The sequence below is a fragment of the Desulfobulbus elongatus DSM 2908 genome (genome assembly GCF_000621145.1).
Taxonomy (GTDB): Bacteria; Desulfobacterota; Desulfobulbia; order Desulfobulbales; family Desulfobulbaceae; genus Desulfobulbus; species Desulfobulbus elongatus.
Genome location: NZ_JHZB01000004.1, coordinates 84,833 through 98,217, shown reverse-complemented (window position 1 = coordinate 98,217; position 13,385 = coordinate 84,833). Strand labels below are relative to the sequence as shown.

The 13,385-nt window shown below is 65.3% G+C and carries 15 protein-coding genes; 4 read left to right on the top strand and 11 right to left on the bottom strand.

Annotation, left to right across the window (positions count from 1 at the left end):
• Positions 1-5 precede the first annotated feature (5 nt).
• From dtd to Q362_RS0103360, 3 genes are all read right to left on the bottom strand, one after another.
• Entirely contained in the window at positions 6-455 is a 450-nt protein-coding gene (gene dtd, locus Q362_RS0103370) for a D-aminoacyl-tRNA deacylase (RefSeq protein ID WP_028317538.1), read from the bottom strand.
• Positions 452-1,195: an RsmE family RNA methyltransferase gene (locus Q362_RS18895; RefSeq protein WP_051553574.1), complete on the bottom strand. Its 744-nt coding sequence runs from the start codon at positions 1,193-1,195 to the stop codon at positions 452-454. Before Q362_RS18895 ends, dtd begins: the two co-directional genes overlap by 4 nt.
• An 85-nt stretch (positions 1,196-1,280) precedes the next feature.
• On the bottom strand, positions 1,281-1,772 hold the full coding sequence (locus tag Q362_RS0103360) for a dihydrofolate reductase (protein ID WP_028317537.1): 492 nt from the start codon (positions 1,770-1,772) through the stop codon (positions 1,281-1,283).
• A 59-nt stretch (positions 1,773-1,831) separates the two neighbouring features.
• On the opposite strand from Q362_RS0103360, the gene Q362_RS0103355 reads away from it, so the two are divergent.
• Complete coding sequence (locus Q362_RS0103355; protein WP_028317536.1) at positions 1,832-2,788, top strand: ketopantoate reductase family protein; 957 nt, start codon at positions 1,832-1,834, stop codon at positions 2,786-2,788.
• A 16-nt stretch (positions 2,789-2,804) separates the two neighbouring features.
• Here the strand turns inward: Q362_RS0103355 and Q362_RS0103350 are convergent, their stop codons facing one another.
• From Q362_RS0103350 to Q362_RS0103325, 6 genes are all read right to left on the bottom strand, one after another.
• Positions 2,805-3,494, bottom strand: a complete 690-nt coding sequence (locus Q362_RS0103350; RefSeq protein ID WP_028317535.1) for a type 1 glutamine amidotransferase — start codon at positions 3,492-3,494, stop codon at positions 2,805-2,807.
• Positions 3,495-3,551: 57 nt separating this feature from the next.
• Positions 3,552-4,583 (bottom strand): recombinase RecA, encoded by a 1,032-nt coding sequence (gene recA, locus Q362_RS18890; RefSeq protein WP_035215408.1) that lies wholly within the window; start codon positions 4,581-4,583, stop codon positions 3,552-3,554.
• Positions 4,584-4,607: 24 nt separating this feature from the next.
• Positions 4,608-5,840 carry a CinA family nicotinamide mononucleotide deamidase-related protein gene (locus tag Q362_RS0103340; protein ID WP_028317534.1) on the bottom strand — a complete coding sequence of 411 codons (1,233 nt, stop codon included), beginning with the start codon at positions 5,838-5,840 and terminating at the stop codon, positions 4,608-4,610.
• A 140-nt stretch (positions 5,841-5,980) separates the two neighbouring features.
• Positions 5,981-7,315: a tRNA (N(6)-L-threonylcarbamoyladenosine(37)-C(2))-methylthiotransferase MtaB gene (mtaB, locus tag Q362_RS0103335; RefSeq protein ID WP_028317533.1), complete on the bottom strand. Its 1,335-nt coding sequence runs from the start codon at positions 7,313-7,315 to the stop codon at positions 5,981-5,983.
• A complete protein-coding gene (gene mnmA, locus Q362_RS0103330; RefSeq protein WP_028317532.1) occupies positions 7,312-8,364 on the bottom strand; it encodes a tRNA 2-thiouridine(34) synthase MnmA in 1,053 nt (350 codons plus the stop codon). The genes mtaB and mnmA overlap by 4 nt, the downstream gene beginning before the upstream one ends.
• 87 nt (positions 8,365-8,451) lie before the next feature.
• Positions 8,452-8,823, bottom strand: a complete 372-nt coding sequence (locus Q362_RS0103325) for a helix-turn-helix domain-containing protein (protein WP_028317531.1) — start codon at positions 8,821-8,823, stop codon at positions 8,452-8,454.
• 249 nt (positions 8,824-9,072) lie between these two features.
• Between Q362_RS0103325 and Q362_RS0103320 the strand changes: the two genes are divergently transcribed.
• Entirely contained in the window at positions 9,073-9,444 is a 372-nt protein-coding gene (locus Q362_RS0103320) for a diacylglycerol kinase (protein ID WP_028317530.1), read from the top strand.
• Positions 9,445-9,553: 109 nt separating this feature from the next.
• Here Q362_RS0103320 and Q362_RS0103315 read toward each other — a convergent pair whose 3' ends face one another.
• Together Q362_RS0103315 and Q362_RS0103310 are read right to left on the bottom strand one after the other, a co-directional pair.
• The gene (locus Q362_RS0103315; protein ID WP_028317529.1) at positions 9,554-10,492 is read right to left on the bottom strand and encodes an SPFH domain-containing protein; all 939 of its coding nucleotides are present in this window, start codon (positions 10,490-10,492) and stop codon (positions 9,554-9,556) included.
• On the bottom strand, positions 10,492-10,956 hold the full coding sequence (locus Q362_RS0103310) for an NfeD family protein (RefSeq protein WP_028317528.1): 465 nt from the start codon (positions 10,954-10,956) through the stop codon (positions 10,492-10,494). The genes Q362_RS0103315 and Q362_RS0103310 overlap by 1 nt, the downstream gene beginning before the upstream one ends.
• Positions 10,957-11,293: 337 nt before the next feature.
• Here Q362_RS0103310 and Q362_RS18885 point away from each other — a divergent pair, with 337 nt between their 5' ends.
• Together Q362_RS18885 and Q362_RS0103300 are read left to right on the top strand one after the other, a co-directional pair.
• Positions 11,294-13,153, top strand: coding sequence for a L,D-transpeptidase family protein (locus Q362_RS18885; protein ID WP_084312232.1), 1,860 nt, complete (start codon positions 11,294-11,296; stop codon positions 13,151-13,153).
• Positions 13,134-13,328, top strand: a complete 195-nt coding sequence (locus Q362_RS0103300; RefSeq protein ID WP_028317527.1) for a hypothetical protein — start codon at positions 13,134-13,136, stop codon at positions 13,326-13,328. Before Q362_RS18885 ends, Q362_RS0103300 begins: the two co-directional genes overlap by 20 nt.
• Positions 13,329-13,385: the final 57 nt, after the last annotated feature.

The window sequence follows — 13,385 nt, the reverse complement described above, 5'->3', positions numbered from 1 at the left end:
CGTTTTCAGAAAGTTTTGTGAGAGTCCAACAAGATGGTGACCGGGCCGGAATTTGTCAAGGTGAGGGCCATGTCCGCCTGAAACACGCCCTCCTGGACGGCAACGGTCCGGGCGCGGCACAGGGCGAGGAATCGGTCGTAGAGGGGCCGGGCCAGTTCGGGCGGTGCGGCCCCGTTCCAGGAAGGACGGCGGCCCTTGCGGCAATCGCCGTGGAGGGTGAACTGGGAAACCACCAGCAACTCGCCACCGACGTCGGCGAGCGAGCGGTTCATCACCCCCTGCTCGTCGTCGAAGATGCGCAAATGGAGGATCTTGTCGACCATCCAAGCCAGGTCATTCTCGGTGTCGCTGCGATGGAGGCCGACAAGCACCGCCAGACCGGGGCCGATGGCGCCGGCGATCTGCCCGTCGACCTCGACCCGCGCCTGGCTGACCCGCTGGACAACGGCCCTCATGAACCGCCCTCCGCCTTGGCTGGCTGCAAGGAGCCGGCGAGAAACTGCACGATCGCCGTTGCCGCCAGGGCGGCGGTCTCGCCGCGCAAAATCAGGGGGCCCAGGGAAAAGGCGGTGAACTGCCCCTGGCGCAGCACCTGGAGATCGTCGGCATGCAGGCCGCCCTCCGGCCCCAGCAGCAGGCAGATCGGCCCCGGCCGGTCGACGAAATCCGTGGGCAGGGGCGTATGGCGCTCCTCCTCCCAGGCGGCGAGGCGGTGAACATACGGCGCCAGATCGAGTTGGTCCAGGGGCCTGATGGGCAGGATGGTCATCGGCGTGGCCCGGTGGCACTGCTTGCAGGCCTCAAGCATGATCCGCTGCCAGCGCTCCTGCTGCCGGCCCTGCTCACCGTGGTTTTCGCAGTAGCGGGACAGTACCGGCACCAGGGCGTGTACCCCCAGCTCGGTGGCCTTCTGCACCACCAGGTCCATCTTCTTGCCTTTGAGCACGCACTGGGCGAGCGTCAGCGGCGAGGCGGCCGCGGTCGCCTCGCGCCGGGTGACGGTGATCTCGGCAACGATCCGGTTGCGATCCACGGACTGAAGGACAGCGGTATGGACCGCGCCCTGGCCGTCGAACAGTTCCACGGTCTGGCCGGGTTTGAGCCGGAGCACGGCGGCCATGTGATGCGCCTCGGGTCCGGTGAGGACCACCCGGCCGCCGCTCAGGGCCTGGGGAGGCAGGAAAAAGCGTCGCATGGCTCTCTGTAGCACAAATCCGGGGCAAATGCATCCACTTGCCCGGAACGAGAGGGAAACAATCATCCGGGCCGGGACACGGCGATCAGCGGGCTCCCGCGTCTCGCCGCCGGTAGGTTGTGACGGTCAGGGGCACCGAGGCCGGCAGGATGGCGCGGTCGGTACAGACATAGGACAGGGCAGAGAAATCGGGAAAAAAGGCGTCGCCCGCATAGTCCCGTCCGATCACGGTGAGGATCAGGGTATCGGCCAGGGGCAGGGCCTCGCGGTAGAGCTGTTCGCCGCCGGCGATGAACACCTTGGCCGCACCGGCACAACCGGCAAGGGCCTCGGCCAGGGAACCCGCCACCGTGCAGCCGGGATCGGGCCGGAACGCCGGATTCCGGCTGAGTACGATCACACGGCGACCGGGGAGCGGTCCGCCGATGGACTGATAGGTTTTCCGGCCCATGATCACCGGATGGCCCATGGTGACCGCTTTAAAATGGGCCATCTCTTCCGGTATCCGCCAGGGAATGGTATTATGGCAGCCGATGACCCGATTGGCGGCCATGGCGGCGATGACGATCAGTTCCATACCGGCCGCCGGCGGCGGAGTGCCGTCCGTGTCGAGCTGTGGGCAGAAAGGAGGCGACAATGCATATTCTCATCTATGGGGCGGGAGCGCTGGGCCAGGCGCTCGGCTGCCTGCTGGCCGCGGACGGCCACAGGGTGGATCTGGTGCTGCGGCCGCGGTTCATCGAGGCGCTGCGGCGTACGGGACTGGCGGTGACCGGCATCTACGGCGATCACCACCTCGCCCCCGAGCGGCTCAACCTGCTCCCCCATCTCAAGGCCCGTAGCGGCGAGGACTACGACATCATCCTCCTCACCACCAAGACCTACGACACCGATGCCGCCCTCAGCGATATCGCCGGGCTGAGCCGCTGCTACTGCCCGGTGGTGTCGATGCAGAACGGCTGCGGCAACCTGGAAAAGCTGGAGGAGCGGCTCGGCCGCGAGCGCAGCCTGGCCGCCAGGGTGATCACCGGCTTCGAGATCGAGCGGCCCGGCCTGGTGCGGATCACGGTGTCGGCGGACGCCGTCCACGTGGGCGGCTGCGTGCGCGGGGTCATTCCGGCGGCGGCCAGGCGGCTGGCCGAGGCGCTGAGCCACGCCGGCCTGCCCAGCATCGCCGTGCCCGACATCTCTGAGCCGCTCTTTGCCAAGCTCCTCTACAACTGCGCCCTCAACCCGCTGGGCGCGATCCTCGGCGTCCATTACGGCGCGCTCGGCGACAACATCGAGAGCCGGGCGCTCATGGACCAGGTGATCGACGAAACCTTCGCCGTCATCACCACCATGGGCGGCACCACGCCCTGGCGCGATGCCGCGGCCTACCGCAAGGTCTTCTACGGTCAACTGCTGCCCGCGACCTATCATCACCGGCCCTCCATGCTCCAGGACCTGGACAACAACAAGCCCACCGAGGTCGAAGCCATGGTCGGCTATGTCGCGGCCCAGGGCCGCAAATACGGCGTCCCCACTCCCTGCTGCGAAATCCTGGCCGCCCTGGTCCGCTTCAAGGAGCAGCAGGTACGGCAGACCACCTGAGCCCGCCCTGCCCCGTTTACCCCAACCGATCCAGCAGCGTTGCCAGCAGCCGGTTGATGGCCGGGAAATGGGCCGGCCCGGCGGCGCTGATCTGGGCCTCGCTCTGGATGTAGCGGCCCGGCACCAACTCGTCGCCGCAATGGGCGAGGATGGCCGCCACCGTCTCCGGGGTCGATTCGAGATGGAACTGGAGGCCGAGGATGCGGTCGTCGTAGAGAAAGGCCTGGCTCGGGCAGCCTTCGCTTGTGGCCAGATGGACGGCGCCGGCCGGGATGTCGAAGGTGTCGCCGTGCCAGTGGAAGACCGTGGGCGCTTCGGCCACGCCGGCCAGCAGGCTGCTCTGTTTGCCGGCCTCGGTCAGTTGGATCGGCCACCAGCCGATCTCCTTGTTGGCGCCGGCGAACACCGGTGAACCCAGGGCATCGGCCAGCAACTGCGCCCCCAGGCAGACGCCGACCGCCGACTTGCCCGCAGCGACCGCCTCGCCAATCAGGGCCCGCTCGGCCGGCAGCCAGGGGAATTTGTCATCCTCGTAGATGTTCATCGGTCCGCCCATGATCACCAGCCGGTCGAACGCCTCCGGGCGAGGCAGAGGATCGCCTGCGTACAGCCGGGTCAGGGCCAGGCCGTGGCCCCGGTCGGCGATCCACTGGCCGATATGGCCCAGTCCCTCGAACTCCACATGCTGCAGGGCATGAATGCGCATATTTACTCCTTATCCGCGCCAGTCGTCAATTGCGGGCCGAGGTGCCACCGGGGCCGATCAGCCGGCGGCGGGCTCGCCGTCCACCGGCATGCCGAAGGCCAGCCGCAGCTTGCGTTCCAGGTCGGCCATGGTTTCCGGGTGCTCCTTGAGGAACTTCTTGGCGTTCTCCCGGCCCTGACCGATGCGCTCGTCCTGATAGCTGTACCAAGCGCCGCTCTTGTCGACCATCCCCTGGGCCACGCCGAGATCGAGCAGGTCGCCGGTCCTGGAGATGCCCTCGCCGTAAACGATGTCGAACTCGGCTGCCTTGAACGGCGGCGCCACCTTGTTCTTGACCACCTTGACCTTGACCTGGTTGCCGATGGCGTCCTGGCCGTCCTTGATCTGGGTGGTCTTGCGAATGTCGATGCGGATCGAGCTGTAGAACTTGAGCGCGTTGCCGCCGGTGGTGGTCTCGGGGTTGCCGAACATGACCCCGATCTTCATCCGGATCTGGTTGATGAAGATGAGCACGGTGTTGGTGCGCGACAGCACGCCGGTGAACTTGCGCATGGCGTGGCTCATCAGCCGGGCCTGGAGGCCGACATGCTGGTCGCCGACGTTGCCGTCGATCTCCGCCCGCGGCACCAGCGCCGCCACCGAGTCGATGACCACCACGTCGATGCCGCCGCTGCGGATCAGGATCTCGGCGATTTCCAGCGCCTGCTCGCCGAAGTCGGGCTGGGAGATGAGCAGGTTGTCGACATCCACGCCCAACCGCTCGGCGTAGGCCGTGTCGAGGGCGTGCTCGGCGTCGATGAAGGCGGCGTTGCCGCCCCGGCGCTGGGCCTCGGCGATCACGTGCAGGGCCAGGGTGGTCTTGCCCGAGGCCTCCGGCCCGTAGATCTCCGTGACCCGGCCGCGCGGCAGGCCGCCGACCCCCAGGGCCAGGTCCACCGAGAGGATGCCGGTGGGGATGACCGGGATGTTCTCCCGCTCGGTCGAGCCCAGGCGCATGATCGCGCCCTTGCCGAACTGCCGGTGGATCTGGGTGATGGCGTTGTCCACGCTTTTCAGGCGGCCTTCGCTGTTCTCGGTGGCGCTTGTCATGAAAGTCTCCTTTGCAACTAGCAGTTAACGGGCAAGAAGAGCCCGGCGCACCATATCCACGGCGGTCTGGGCGGTCTTCTCCTGAATCTGGCGGCGGGAGCCGGTGAAGCGGCAGAGCCGGTCGATGACGGTGTCTCCGGTGGCCAGGCCGAGGTAGACCGTGCCCACCGGTTTGTCCGGGCTGCCGCCGTCGGGTCCGGCGATGCCGGTGGCGGCCACGGCGATGTCGCAGCCAAGATGCCGGCGGGCGCCGGCGGCCATGGCTTGGGCCGTCTCGCCGCTCACCGCACCAAAGCGGGCCAACAGGTCCGGATCGACGCCCAACAGCCGTTCCTTGACTTCGTTGGCGTAGGCGATCACCCCGCCCCTGAACCAGCGGGAACTGCCCGCCGTTTCGGTGAGGGTGGCGCCGATCAGCCCGCCGGTGCACGATTCGGCCGCACCGAGCAGCAGGCCCCGCTCCTGAAGGAGGTGGCCGGTGGCAGCGGCCAGGGTTTCCGTGCCCAGGCCGTAGAGGTTGTCCCCCAGGGCCTCGCGGATGAAGGCGTCGGCCGCCCGGAAGCGGGAATCGTCCGGGCCGCCTTCTGCGCGGCGGACGGTCAGGCTGACATGGACCTCGCTGCCCATGGGGTAGTAGCCAATCTCCAAACCTTGTTCCTCGAGCGGGCGCAGACGCCGGTTGATCTCGATTTCGTACAGGCCGCAGGTGCGGTAGACCGCCTGAGTGACTGGCCGGGCGCGGGCTGTATCGAAGGCCTGCAGGGCGGGCAGCACCTTGTCGCGCAGCAGGATCTCCATCTGCGGCGGCACGCCGGGGAGAAACCAGAGGGGCTTGCCCTGGTGGCGGAGCAGGTAGCCGGCCATGCGGCATTCCGGGTCCAGCACCTCCGCCCCCTCGGGAAGCCGGGCCAGCTTGGCCAGCGCGGCAGCGGTCCCGTCGCCCTTGGCCAGGCGCGAGGCGATATTGGCCTGCACGCCGGGATGGACCATGCCGTCCACGCCCAGCGCTTCGATCACGGCCTCGTTGGTCAGATCGTCGGTAGTGGCGCCCAGGCCGCCGGTGACGAGGACGAAGTCGCAGCGGCCGATGGCCGCGGTGAGGGTGGCCCCGATCAGCTCGGGCGCGTCGCCAACGGTGTGCATGGCCCGGATCTCGTGGCCCAGCAGAAACAGTTCACGGGCCGCCAGCGCGCTGGTGGTGTTGACGATCCGGCCCGAGGTCAGCTCGTCGCCGATGGCGATAATTTCTCCGATCATTGCGTTCTCGTCACAAGCCGCGAGAACGGGGGTCCGCGCTCCGGGCCATCCTGTTTTCCTGCGCTGCGTGACTTTTCGGTTGTTGGGTTGCGGTGCGGCAGCCGATCCGCCGCTCTCCCCGGAAAGAGGAGTGTCGCAGCTTACCTGGTTTGTCGACTTTCCTCAAGCAGGTCTTCGGCAATGATCCCCATCGGTTGGCCGTCATCGACCGCGGCGAGCCGCACCGGCACCACCTGCCGGACCAGGCGGGAGCCACCGGCAGCCAGCACCGGCAGATAGTTCTCGGAAAACCCCTGGAGCAGGCCGCTTTTCGCCTGCCGCCGCTCCACCAGCACCTGGAGGACCCGGCCGATATTGGCCCGGTAGAGGGCTTGGCGCTTGGCCGCATCCAGGGCGCGCAGCAGCCGCACCCGCTCCTCCTTCACCGGTCCGGGCAACTGCCCGCCGAACGAGGCGGCCAGGGTTCCGGGCCGGAGGGAATACGGAAAAACGTGGAGATAGCCTATCGGCAGCTCGTCGAGCAGGCTGTAGGTATTGGCGGCCTCTGCCTCGGTTTCGCCGGGAAAGCCGCCCAGCACGTCGCAGCCGATGGTGACGGCAGGAAATGCCTCGTGCACCCGGCGGATGACGGCGGCGAATTCGGCGCGGGAATACCGCCGGTTCATCCGGGTCAGGACCGCGTCGTCGCCGCTTTGCAGGGGGATGTGCAGATGGGGCATCAGGTTGGTATGCCCGGCCAGCAGCTCCAGCAGCGCCTCGTTCACCTCGGTGGGCTCGATGGAACTGAGGCGGAAGCGGCAGGCGGGAAAGCCGCGGCACAACCGGTCCAGCAGGCTGTAGATGGTCTCGCCCTCGGCCAGGTCGAGGCCGTACTTGCCGACATTGATGCCGGTGATCACCACCTCGCGGTAGCCCTGATCCACGAAGACCCCGGCCTGGTCGAGCACGCCGGCCACATCCAGGCTGCGGCTGGGGCCGCGGGTGTAGGGGACGATGCAGTAGGAGCAGAAGTTGTCGCAGCCGTCCTGGATGCGGAGATAGGCGCGGGTGCGGTCGGGAAAGCGGCTGACCGGCAGGGGGCAGATTTCTTTTTTGCCGCGGATCCTGCCCATGAGCAGGACCAGGTCGGGCGGGCGCTCCTCCAGGGCCGCGTCCACCAGGCGGTGCTTGTTGCCGTTGCCGACGATGGCCACCGGCTGCTCGGCCAGGTCGAGCACGGTTTCCGGGTCCATCTGGGCATAGCAGCCGGTGACGACGATCCGGGCCGAGGGATGGGCATGGAGGACCCGCCGGATCAGTTGCCGCGACTGCTGGCCGGCCCTGGCGGTAACCGTGCAGGTGTTGATCACATAGACGTCGGCCTCGGCCTGAAACGGCACCAGCACGCAGCCGCGGGCCTCGAAGCCGCTGGCAAAGGCAGCGGACTCGAACTGGTTGACCTTGCAGCCCAGGGTGGCGATGGCGATCCGCTTCACGGCTCGTGCTCCGCAGCGATTTCAGGGACGATCACGGCGCTGCCCAGCACCCGGTCGTCCTGGTAGAACACGGCGAACTGGCCGGGGGTGATGGCGCGCTGGGGAGCGGCGAAGGTCAGCTGCCAGGTACCGGCATCGACGGGCGTCAACTCGGCCGCAGCCGGCACATGGCGGGAACGCAGCTGCACCAGGCCGCGCCAGGGCAGAGGCGGCGGCTCGTGGGTCCAACGCAGGTCATGCACGAGGCAGCGGTTGGCGAACAGCTCGTCGTGCTTGCCGACGATCACCCGGTTGGCGGCGCCGTCCAGCGCCACCACATACCAGGGCGTGGCGTCGGGCAGCCCCAATCCGCGCCGCTGGCCGATGGTGTAGTGCCAGACACCGCGGTGCGCGCCGAGCCGCCGACCATCGCGGGTGACCACCGGACCTGCCTGGTCGCCGATGCCCTGTTCGGCCAGAAAGGCGGGTAAGCCGTCGGCCAGAAAGCAGACATCCTGGCTCTCCTGGCCGTCGAAGCTGAGTCCCATGCCGGCGGCCCGCGCATACATCTGCTCCTTGGTGCAGCCGCCCAGGGGAAAGAGGGCCTGCTGCAACTGCCCTGCGGTCAGGCGGGCAAGAAAATAGGACTGGTCCTTGGCGCGGTCGCCGCCGCGGGCCACGAACGGCCGGCCATCCTGCTGTTCGAGGCGGACATAGTGGCCGGTGGCGATCCGTTCCATGCCGTGGCTGCGCATGGCCTCGGCCAGCAGGCCGAATTTGATGGCGTGATTGCAGCGGATGCAGGGATTGGGGGTCAAGCCGGTGCGATAGGTGGCGGTGAAATAGCCGATGACCTCGGCGGCGAAGCGGTCGCGCAGATCGACCAGGGTCAAAGGGACGGCCAATCGGTCGGCCACCTGGCGGACGCGCCGCAGTTGGCTCTCCAGGTCAGGAAGCGGCAGCAGCATGAAAAAACCGTGGACCTCATGCCCCTGTTCGCACAGGAGCGAGGCAGCCATGGTCGAATCGACGCCGCCGCTCATGGCGACGCCGATCTTCAGCGGGACCATGGACGACGGCTGGGAATCGGCGGGCAAGGATGGACGGCAAGGAAACAACCGGGGGACTGACACAACATAACCGCATCCGCAACGGAATCAGAGCAACGAGGTCAGGACCTCGCAGTTGCGGCACACCGCCATTTTTTCCTTCCACCCCTTGGCGGTGGCGCATTCGCACCGGGTACCGCCGAGGAACCAGCACAGATGCCCGGCCTGAAATTCCCAGGCCGGACACTCCTTCTTGTGATCGCATTTTTTCATCGCCCAGCAATCCTTGCGCTTGGATTGGTTATTGCTCCGCTGGTTCACGGCCAGAAAATAGAGGTGCCGCTCGACATGAAGGGGAATGGAGCGCCAGCCCTGTTCGTAACTTTGGACGGCCTTGAGCGAAACCCCCAGCAGCTCGGCAAGCGCTTTTTGGGTTTTTCCCAGCTTCGCTCGTAATTTTACAAATATTTCACGGCTCATACTCTAGCCCTCGCTGCTCAAGTGACAATTTTTTCGAAAAAAATACCACATAGCGGGAAAACCGGCAATCGATTTCACCGGTGGCCCCGCAACCGTGGAGGGAACGGACCGGCGGCGACGGAATTGATTCTGGAAAAGCACGGGTAAATAGTGTAGTTTCGCCGGACAGGCAAGGGGGGAAGAATCGGGTGGGGGCTCAGGCCTCGGCCCGGATCGCGGCCGTCAACCACCGGAGAGAAGACGACGAGAATGACCGAACAGGAGAAAGTGAACGGTACCGGCATGGCCCGGCTCAAACGGGCGATCCGCTGCTCGTACGTGGGGCTGACCGTCGCCTATCGCACCGAAGAGGCCTTTCGCCAGGAACTGCTCCTCTGCCTGGTGCTCCTGCCGGTGGCCTGCTGGCTCGGCCACAGCAACGTCGAACGCGCCCTGCTGGCCGGCAGCCTCATCGTGCTGCTGATCGCCGAATTGCTCAACACCGCCGTCGAGGTGGTGGTCAACCGGATCAGCGCCGAACGGCACGAGCTGTCGGGCCTGGCCAAGGATCTCGGCTCGGCGGCCGTGTTCATGGCCATTGTCCACGCCGTGGTCGTCTGGTCCCTGGTGCTCTTCGCCTGAAACCGGGCGAACATTCTTTAGGCGGTCGATTTCCTCCCCGAGCCGCCCTTGCCCGACCGACCGCCCCGTCTTCCTGCCACCGCCCTCGTTCCCGGATGGCCGCACCGGTTCAACCAGCCGTTTTCTCGATTTTTCTGGTGTGCTCCAAGGTGGTCATCACCGTGGCCACCATCGAGGACACGTCGGTCAGATTGGCGGGCAGGATCATGGTGTTGCTTTCCTTGGCCAGCTTGCCGAACTGATCGAGGTACTTTTTCGCCACCTCAAGGTTGGCCGCATCCTGGCCGCCCGGCGCGCTCAGGGCTGCGGCCACCTGCCGGATGCCCTCGGCGGTCGCCTCCGCCACCTTGAGAATCTCCTGGGCCTGGCCCTCGGCCTCGTTGATCCGTCGCATTTTCTCGCCCTCGGAGCGGGCGATGGCCTCGGCCCGTTCGCCTTCGGCCCGGTTGATCGTCGACTGTCGCTCGCCTTCCGACTTGGCGATTTCGGCCCGCTTTTCCCGCTCGGCCTTCATCTGTTTTTCCATGGCTTCCAGGACGCTACGCGGCGGCTGGATGTCCTTGATCTCGTAGCGTAGCACCTTGACCCCCCAGTTCTGCGAGGCCTCGTCCAGGGCCTCCACCACCTGCCGGTTGAGAATCTCGCGGGCCTCGAAGGTGTTGTCGAGGGTGATCTTGCCGATGGCCGAACGCAGGCTGGTCTGGGCCAACTGGGCCACGGCGAAATGGTAGTTGTCGATGCCGTAGGCGGAAAGCCGGGAATTGATCACCTGAAGATAGAGGCAGCCGTCGATTTCCATGGTGACGTTGTCGGCGGTGATGCAGGTCTGGGCAGGGATGTCGATGGATTCCTCCTTGAGGCTCCGCTTATAGGCCACCTTGTCGAAAAAGGGGATGAGGATGTGAAACCCGGCCTCCAGCGTGGTGCGGTACTTGCCCAGCCGTTCGATCACGTATTCATACTGCTGGTCGACCACCACCGCGGTTTTGATCAGAATGACAATGGCGAAGGCAACGAGGACCACAACGCCGATAAGTACATTGTCCATCAGGATTCTCCTTCCGGTGCAACCGGGCTGACCGTGACGGTCAGGTTTGATTTCGCCACAATCCGCACCACCGTGCCCTTGGTCAGCGGTACATCGGCCGTGGCCTGCCAGAACGAACCGCCGTATTTGACGGTCCCTGCCGCCGGCGGCAGGATATCGGCGATCACCTCGCCGGTGGCGCCCGCCGGCACTCCCTTGTCCATGGCATCCGTATCCAAGGTCCGGCCGAGAAAGACCTTTTTGAGGGCGGAACGCAGCAACAGGAGCGACAGGAGGCTGGCCGCCAGAAACACCAGGAATTGAGCGGCAAGCGGCATGGGGACCAGATAGAGGGCAAGGGCGGCGCACCAGGCGCCGAGGCCGAAAAAGAAGACCACCAGGCCGGGCAGCACCAATTCGAGAGCCAGGAAGACGATGCCGGCAAGGAACCAGAGCAGGACCGGCGAGAGGGCGGACAGGGACATGAGCGGACTCCATGGGTGTATTCTTTTCCGGAGGATAGCACAGGCGCGCCGGACCGGTCAAACAAGAAGCGGCGCCCATGGCGCCTCAATCGGCCAGGCGGTGCGGAATGACGACCGGAACAGGCGGAAGAGAAGCCACGTCGTGGGCGAGTCATGCGAGTTATGCCTTTCTGTCGTTTTTTTCCGGCCAACGGGCTGAACAGCTTGTCAACAACGACATTTTTCCTTAAGAATAGACTATTCTTGTGGTCTGTGCGATGAACGTCCCGTGGTGTCCCCGATCAACCTCTACCTGATTCCATCCGAAGAAGTCAGCCCGCGTTCAGGATACTCTTTCATGCCCGATCATCGTCGAATACACCCCTCCGGCTTCATGATGTCCGGAGTTCTGGCCCTCTTGTCCCTGCTCCCCGTGCCGCAAGCGGTTGCCGACAACGGCTCCGCCGTCCTCTCCCCGCCCCCGGCGCACCGAGCGAATGTGCAGCAGGATCCGGCCAACCACGAGCAGGAACGACAGCAGTTGCTGCAGCAGTTGCTGGAGCAACTGTATTTCGAGGTGGCGGACAGCATCGGCAGGGAGCCGGTCTACGCATCCGCATATCTTCTTGATTTATACAGGAAAAATCAGTTCAACCCCCTCTGGGGCGACCAGGACAACATCGCCCAGTTGATGGGCGCCATCGTGGCGAGCGCCGAAGAAGGCCTGACCCCCGACGATTACCACCTCAACGCCTTGACGCATTACGCCAACGAGTTGAATGAGCAGGAGAGCACCCTGGCCAAGCGAGTGGAGTACGATGTACTGCTTTCCGATGCCATGGTCCTGCTGGGGCAGCATAAGCGGTACGGCAAGGTCGATCCGGCCAAGGTCGAGGAAAAACAGAATCTCGCCGCCACCACGCCCCGCCTCTCACCCATCGACACCTATCTGACCGCCATCCGTACCGGGACCGTCCGGGCCACCCTGGACAAGCTGTCCCCGCACCATCCCTCCTATCTCAACCTCAAGGAGGCCCTGAGCCAATACAAAAAGTTCGCCGCCAAGGGCGGCTGGAACTCCGTGCCGGCAGGGCCGAGCCTCAAACCGGGCATGGCCGACCAGCGGGTTACGGCCCTCCGCAACCGGCTGGCCGCGACCGGCGAATATCGCCCCAGGGGAGGCGCCGAAACGAATCTGTTCGACGATCAACTGGCGGCGGCGGTCAGGGTCTTCCAGGCCCGGCATCATGTCGAGCCGGATAGCGTGGTCGGCAAAGCCACGGCGAACGCCATGAACGTCACCGTGACCGAACGGATCGGCCAGATCCGGGTGAACCTCGAACGGACGCGATGGGTGATCCACGACATGCCCAGCTCCAGCCTCATCGTCGATATCGCCGGCTTCGCCCTTCAATATTACCACGACAATCAGCAGGTCTGGAACTCCAAGGTCATGGTCGGCCAACCCTATCACCAGACGCCCGTCTTCCGTTCGGCGATCACCTATATCGTGCTCAATCCGACCTGGACCCCCACCCCGGACATCGTCAAAAACGAGACCGTGCCCAGCATTGTCAAAGATCCGGATTACCTCGCCAAACAGCGGATGCGCGTCTTCGACAGCAGCGGGACCGAGATCGATCCCCGCACCATCCGCTGGCAACAGTATCAGGGGAGATATCTTCCCTACACCCTGCGGCAGGACCCGGGCACGGACAACTCACTGGGCTTGATCAAGTTTCTCTTCCCCAATCCCTATCATGTCTATCTGCATGACACACCAAGCAAATTCCTGTTCGGTCGAACGCAGCGCGCCTTCAGCCACGGCTGCATCCGGGTGCAGAATCCCCTGGAGTTGGGGCGATTGATTCTCGCCCACGATGCGGGCAATCCGACCACCGTCGAAAAGATGGATCAGATTCTGGCCTCGGGCAAGACCACCACGGTGATCCTCAAACAGCCGCTGCCGATCTATCTGATGTACCTGACCACCAACGTCCGCGACGGCAAGGTGATGTTCAAGCCCGACCTCTACAGCCGCGATGAGGGCGTTCTCGCCGCGCTCAACGCACCGCCTTCGCGGCTGGAGTCGGCCATCCCTCTGGAAATCAGAAACGGGCAGGCGGCCAATCAGCAGGTCAGAATCGACAGGGCCGTCAAATACGTGCAAACCGGGCAACAGACCACGGCCGATCCCAATGCGAAAGATTCCCTGTGAGCTGACCCTCGGCAACGGCGGCGATGTGATCGTCATGGTCGAACTGGACGACGACGGCACGCTCCGCGTTCCGCGCCATGCCGTCTACGGTTCCTTCCCGGAGGGCGTGCTCGCCTGCCGGGTGATGCGCCCCGAGGATCAGGCCTGCGTGCAACGGGAAATCTGGGTGGAATGAGGGTGCGGGTGGGCCGCCCGGAAGAAAAAAACAGGAATTCGGACTAATTTGCGCTTC

Coding starts and splice junctions, on each gene's coding strand:
- dtd (WP_028317538.1), bottom strand. CDS start 455: ATGAGGGCCGTTGTCCAGCGGGTCAGCCAGGCGCGGGTCGAGGTCGAC.
- Q362_RS18895 (WP_051553574.1), bottom strand. CDS start 1,195: ATGCGACGCTTTTTCCTGCCTCCCCAGGCCCTGAGCGGCGGCCGGGTG.
- Q362_RS0103360 (WP_028317537.1), bottom strand. CDS start 1,772: ATGGAACTGATCGTCATCGCCGCCATGGCCGCCAATCGGGTCATCGGC.
- Q362_RS0103355 (WP_028317536.1), top strand. CDS start 1,832: ATGCATATTCTCATCTATGGGGCGGGAGCGCTGGGCCAGGCGCTCGGC.
- Q362_RS0103350 (WP_028317535.1), bottom strand. CDS start 3,494: ATGCGCATTCATGCCCTGCAGCATGTGGAGTTCGAGGGACTGGGCCAT.
- recA (WP_035215408.1), bottom strand. CDS start 4,583: ATGACAAGCGCCACCGAGAACAGCGAAGGCCGCCTGAAAAGCGTGGAC.
- Q362_RS0103340 (WP_028317534.1), bottom strand. CDS start 5,840: ATGATCGGAGAAATTATCGCCATCGGCGACGAGCTGACCTCGGGCCGG.
- mnmA (WP_028317532.1), bottom strand. CDS start 8,364: ATGGTCCCGCTGAAGATCGGCGTCGCCATGAGCGGCGGCGTCGATTCG.
- Q362_RS0103325 (WP_028317531.1), bottom strand. CDS start 8,823: ATGAGCCGTGAAATATTTGTAAAATTACGAGCGAAGCTGGGAAAAACC.
- Q362_RS0103320 (WP_028317530.1), top strand. CDS start 9,073: ATGACCGAACAGGAGAAAGTGAACGGTACCGGCATGGCCCGGCTCAAA.
- Q362_RS0103315 (WP_028317529.1), bottom strand. CDS start 10,492: ATGGACAATGTACTTATCGGCGTTGTGGTCCTCGTTGCCTTCGCCATT.
- Q362_RS0103310 (WP_028317528.1), bottom strand. CDS start 10,956: ATGTCCCTGTCCGCCCTCTCGCCGGTCCTGCTCTGGTTCCTTGCCGGC.
- Q362_RS18885 (WP_084312232.1), top strand. CDS start 11,294: ATGCCCGATCATCGTCGAATACACCCCTCCGGCTTCATGATGTCCGGA.
- Q362_RS0103300 (WP_028317527.1), top strand. CDS start 13,134: ATGCGAAAGATTCCCTGTGAGCTGACCCTCGGCAACGGCGGCGATGTG.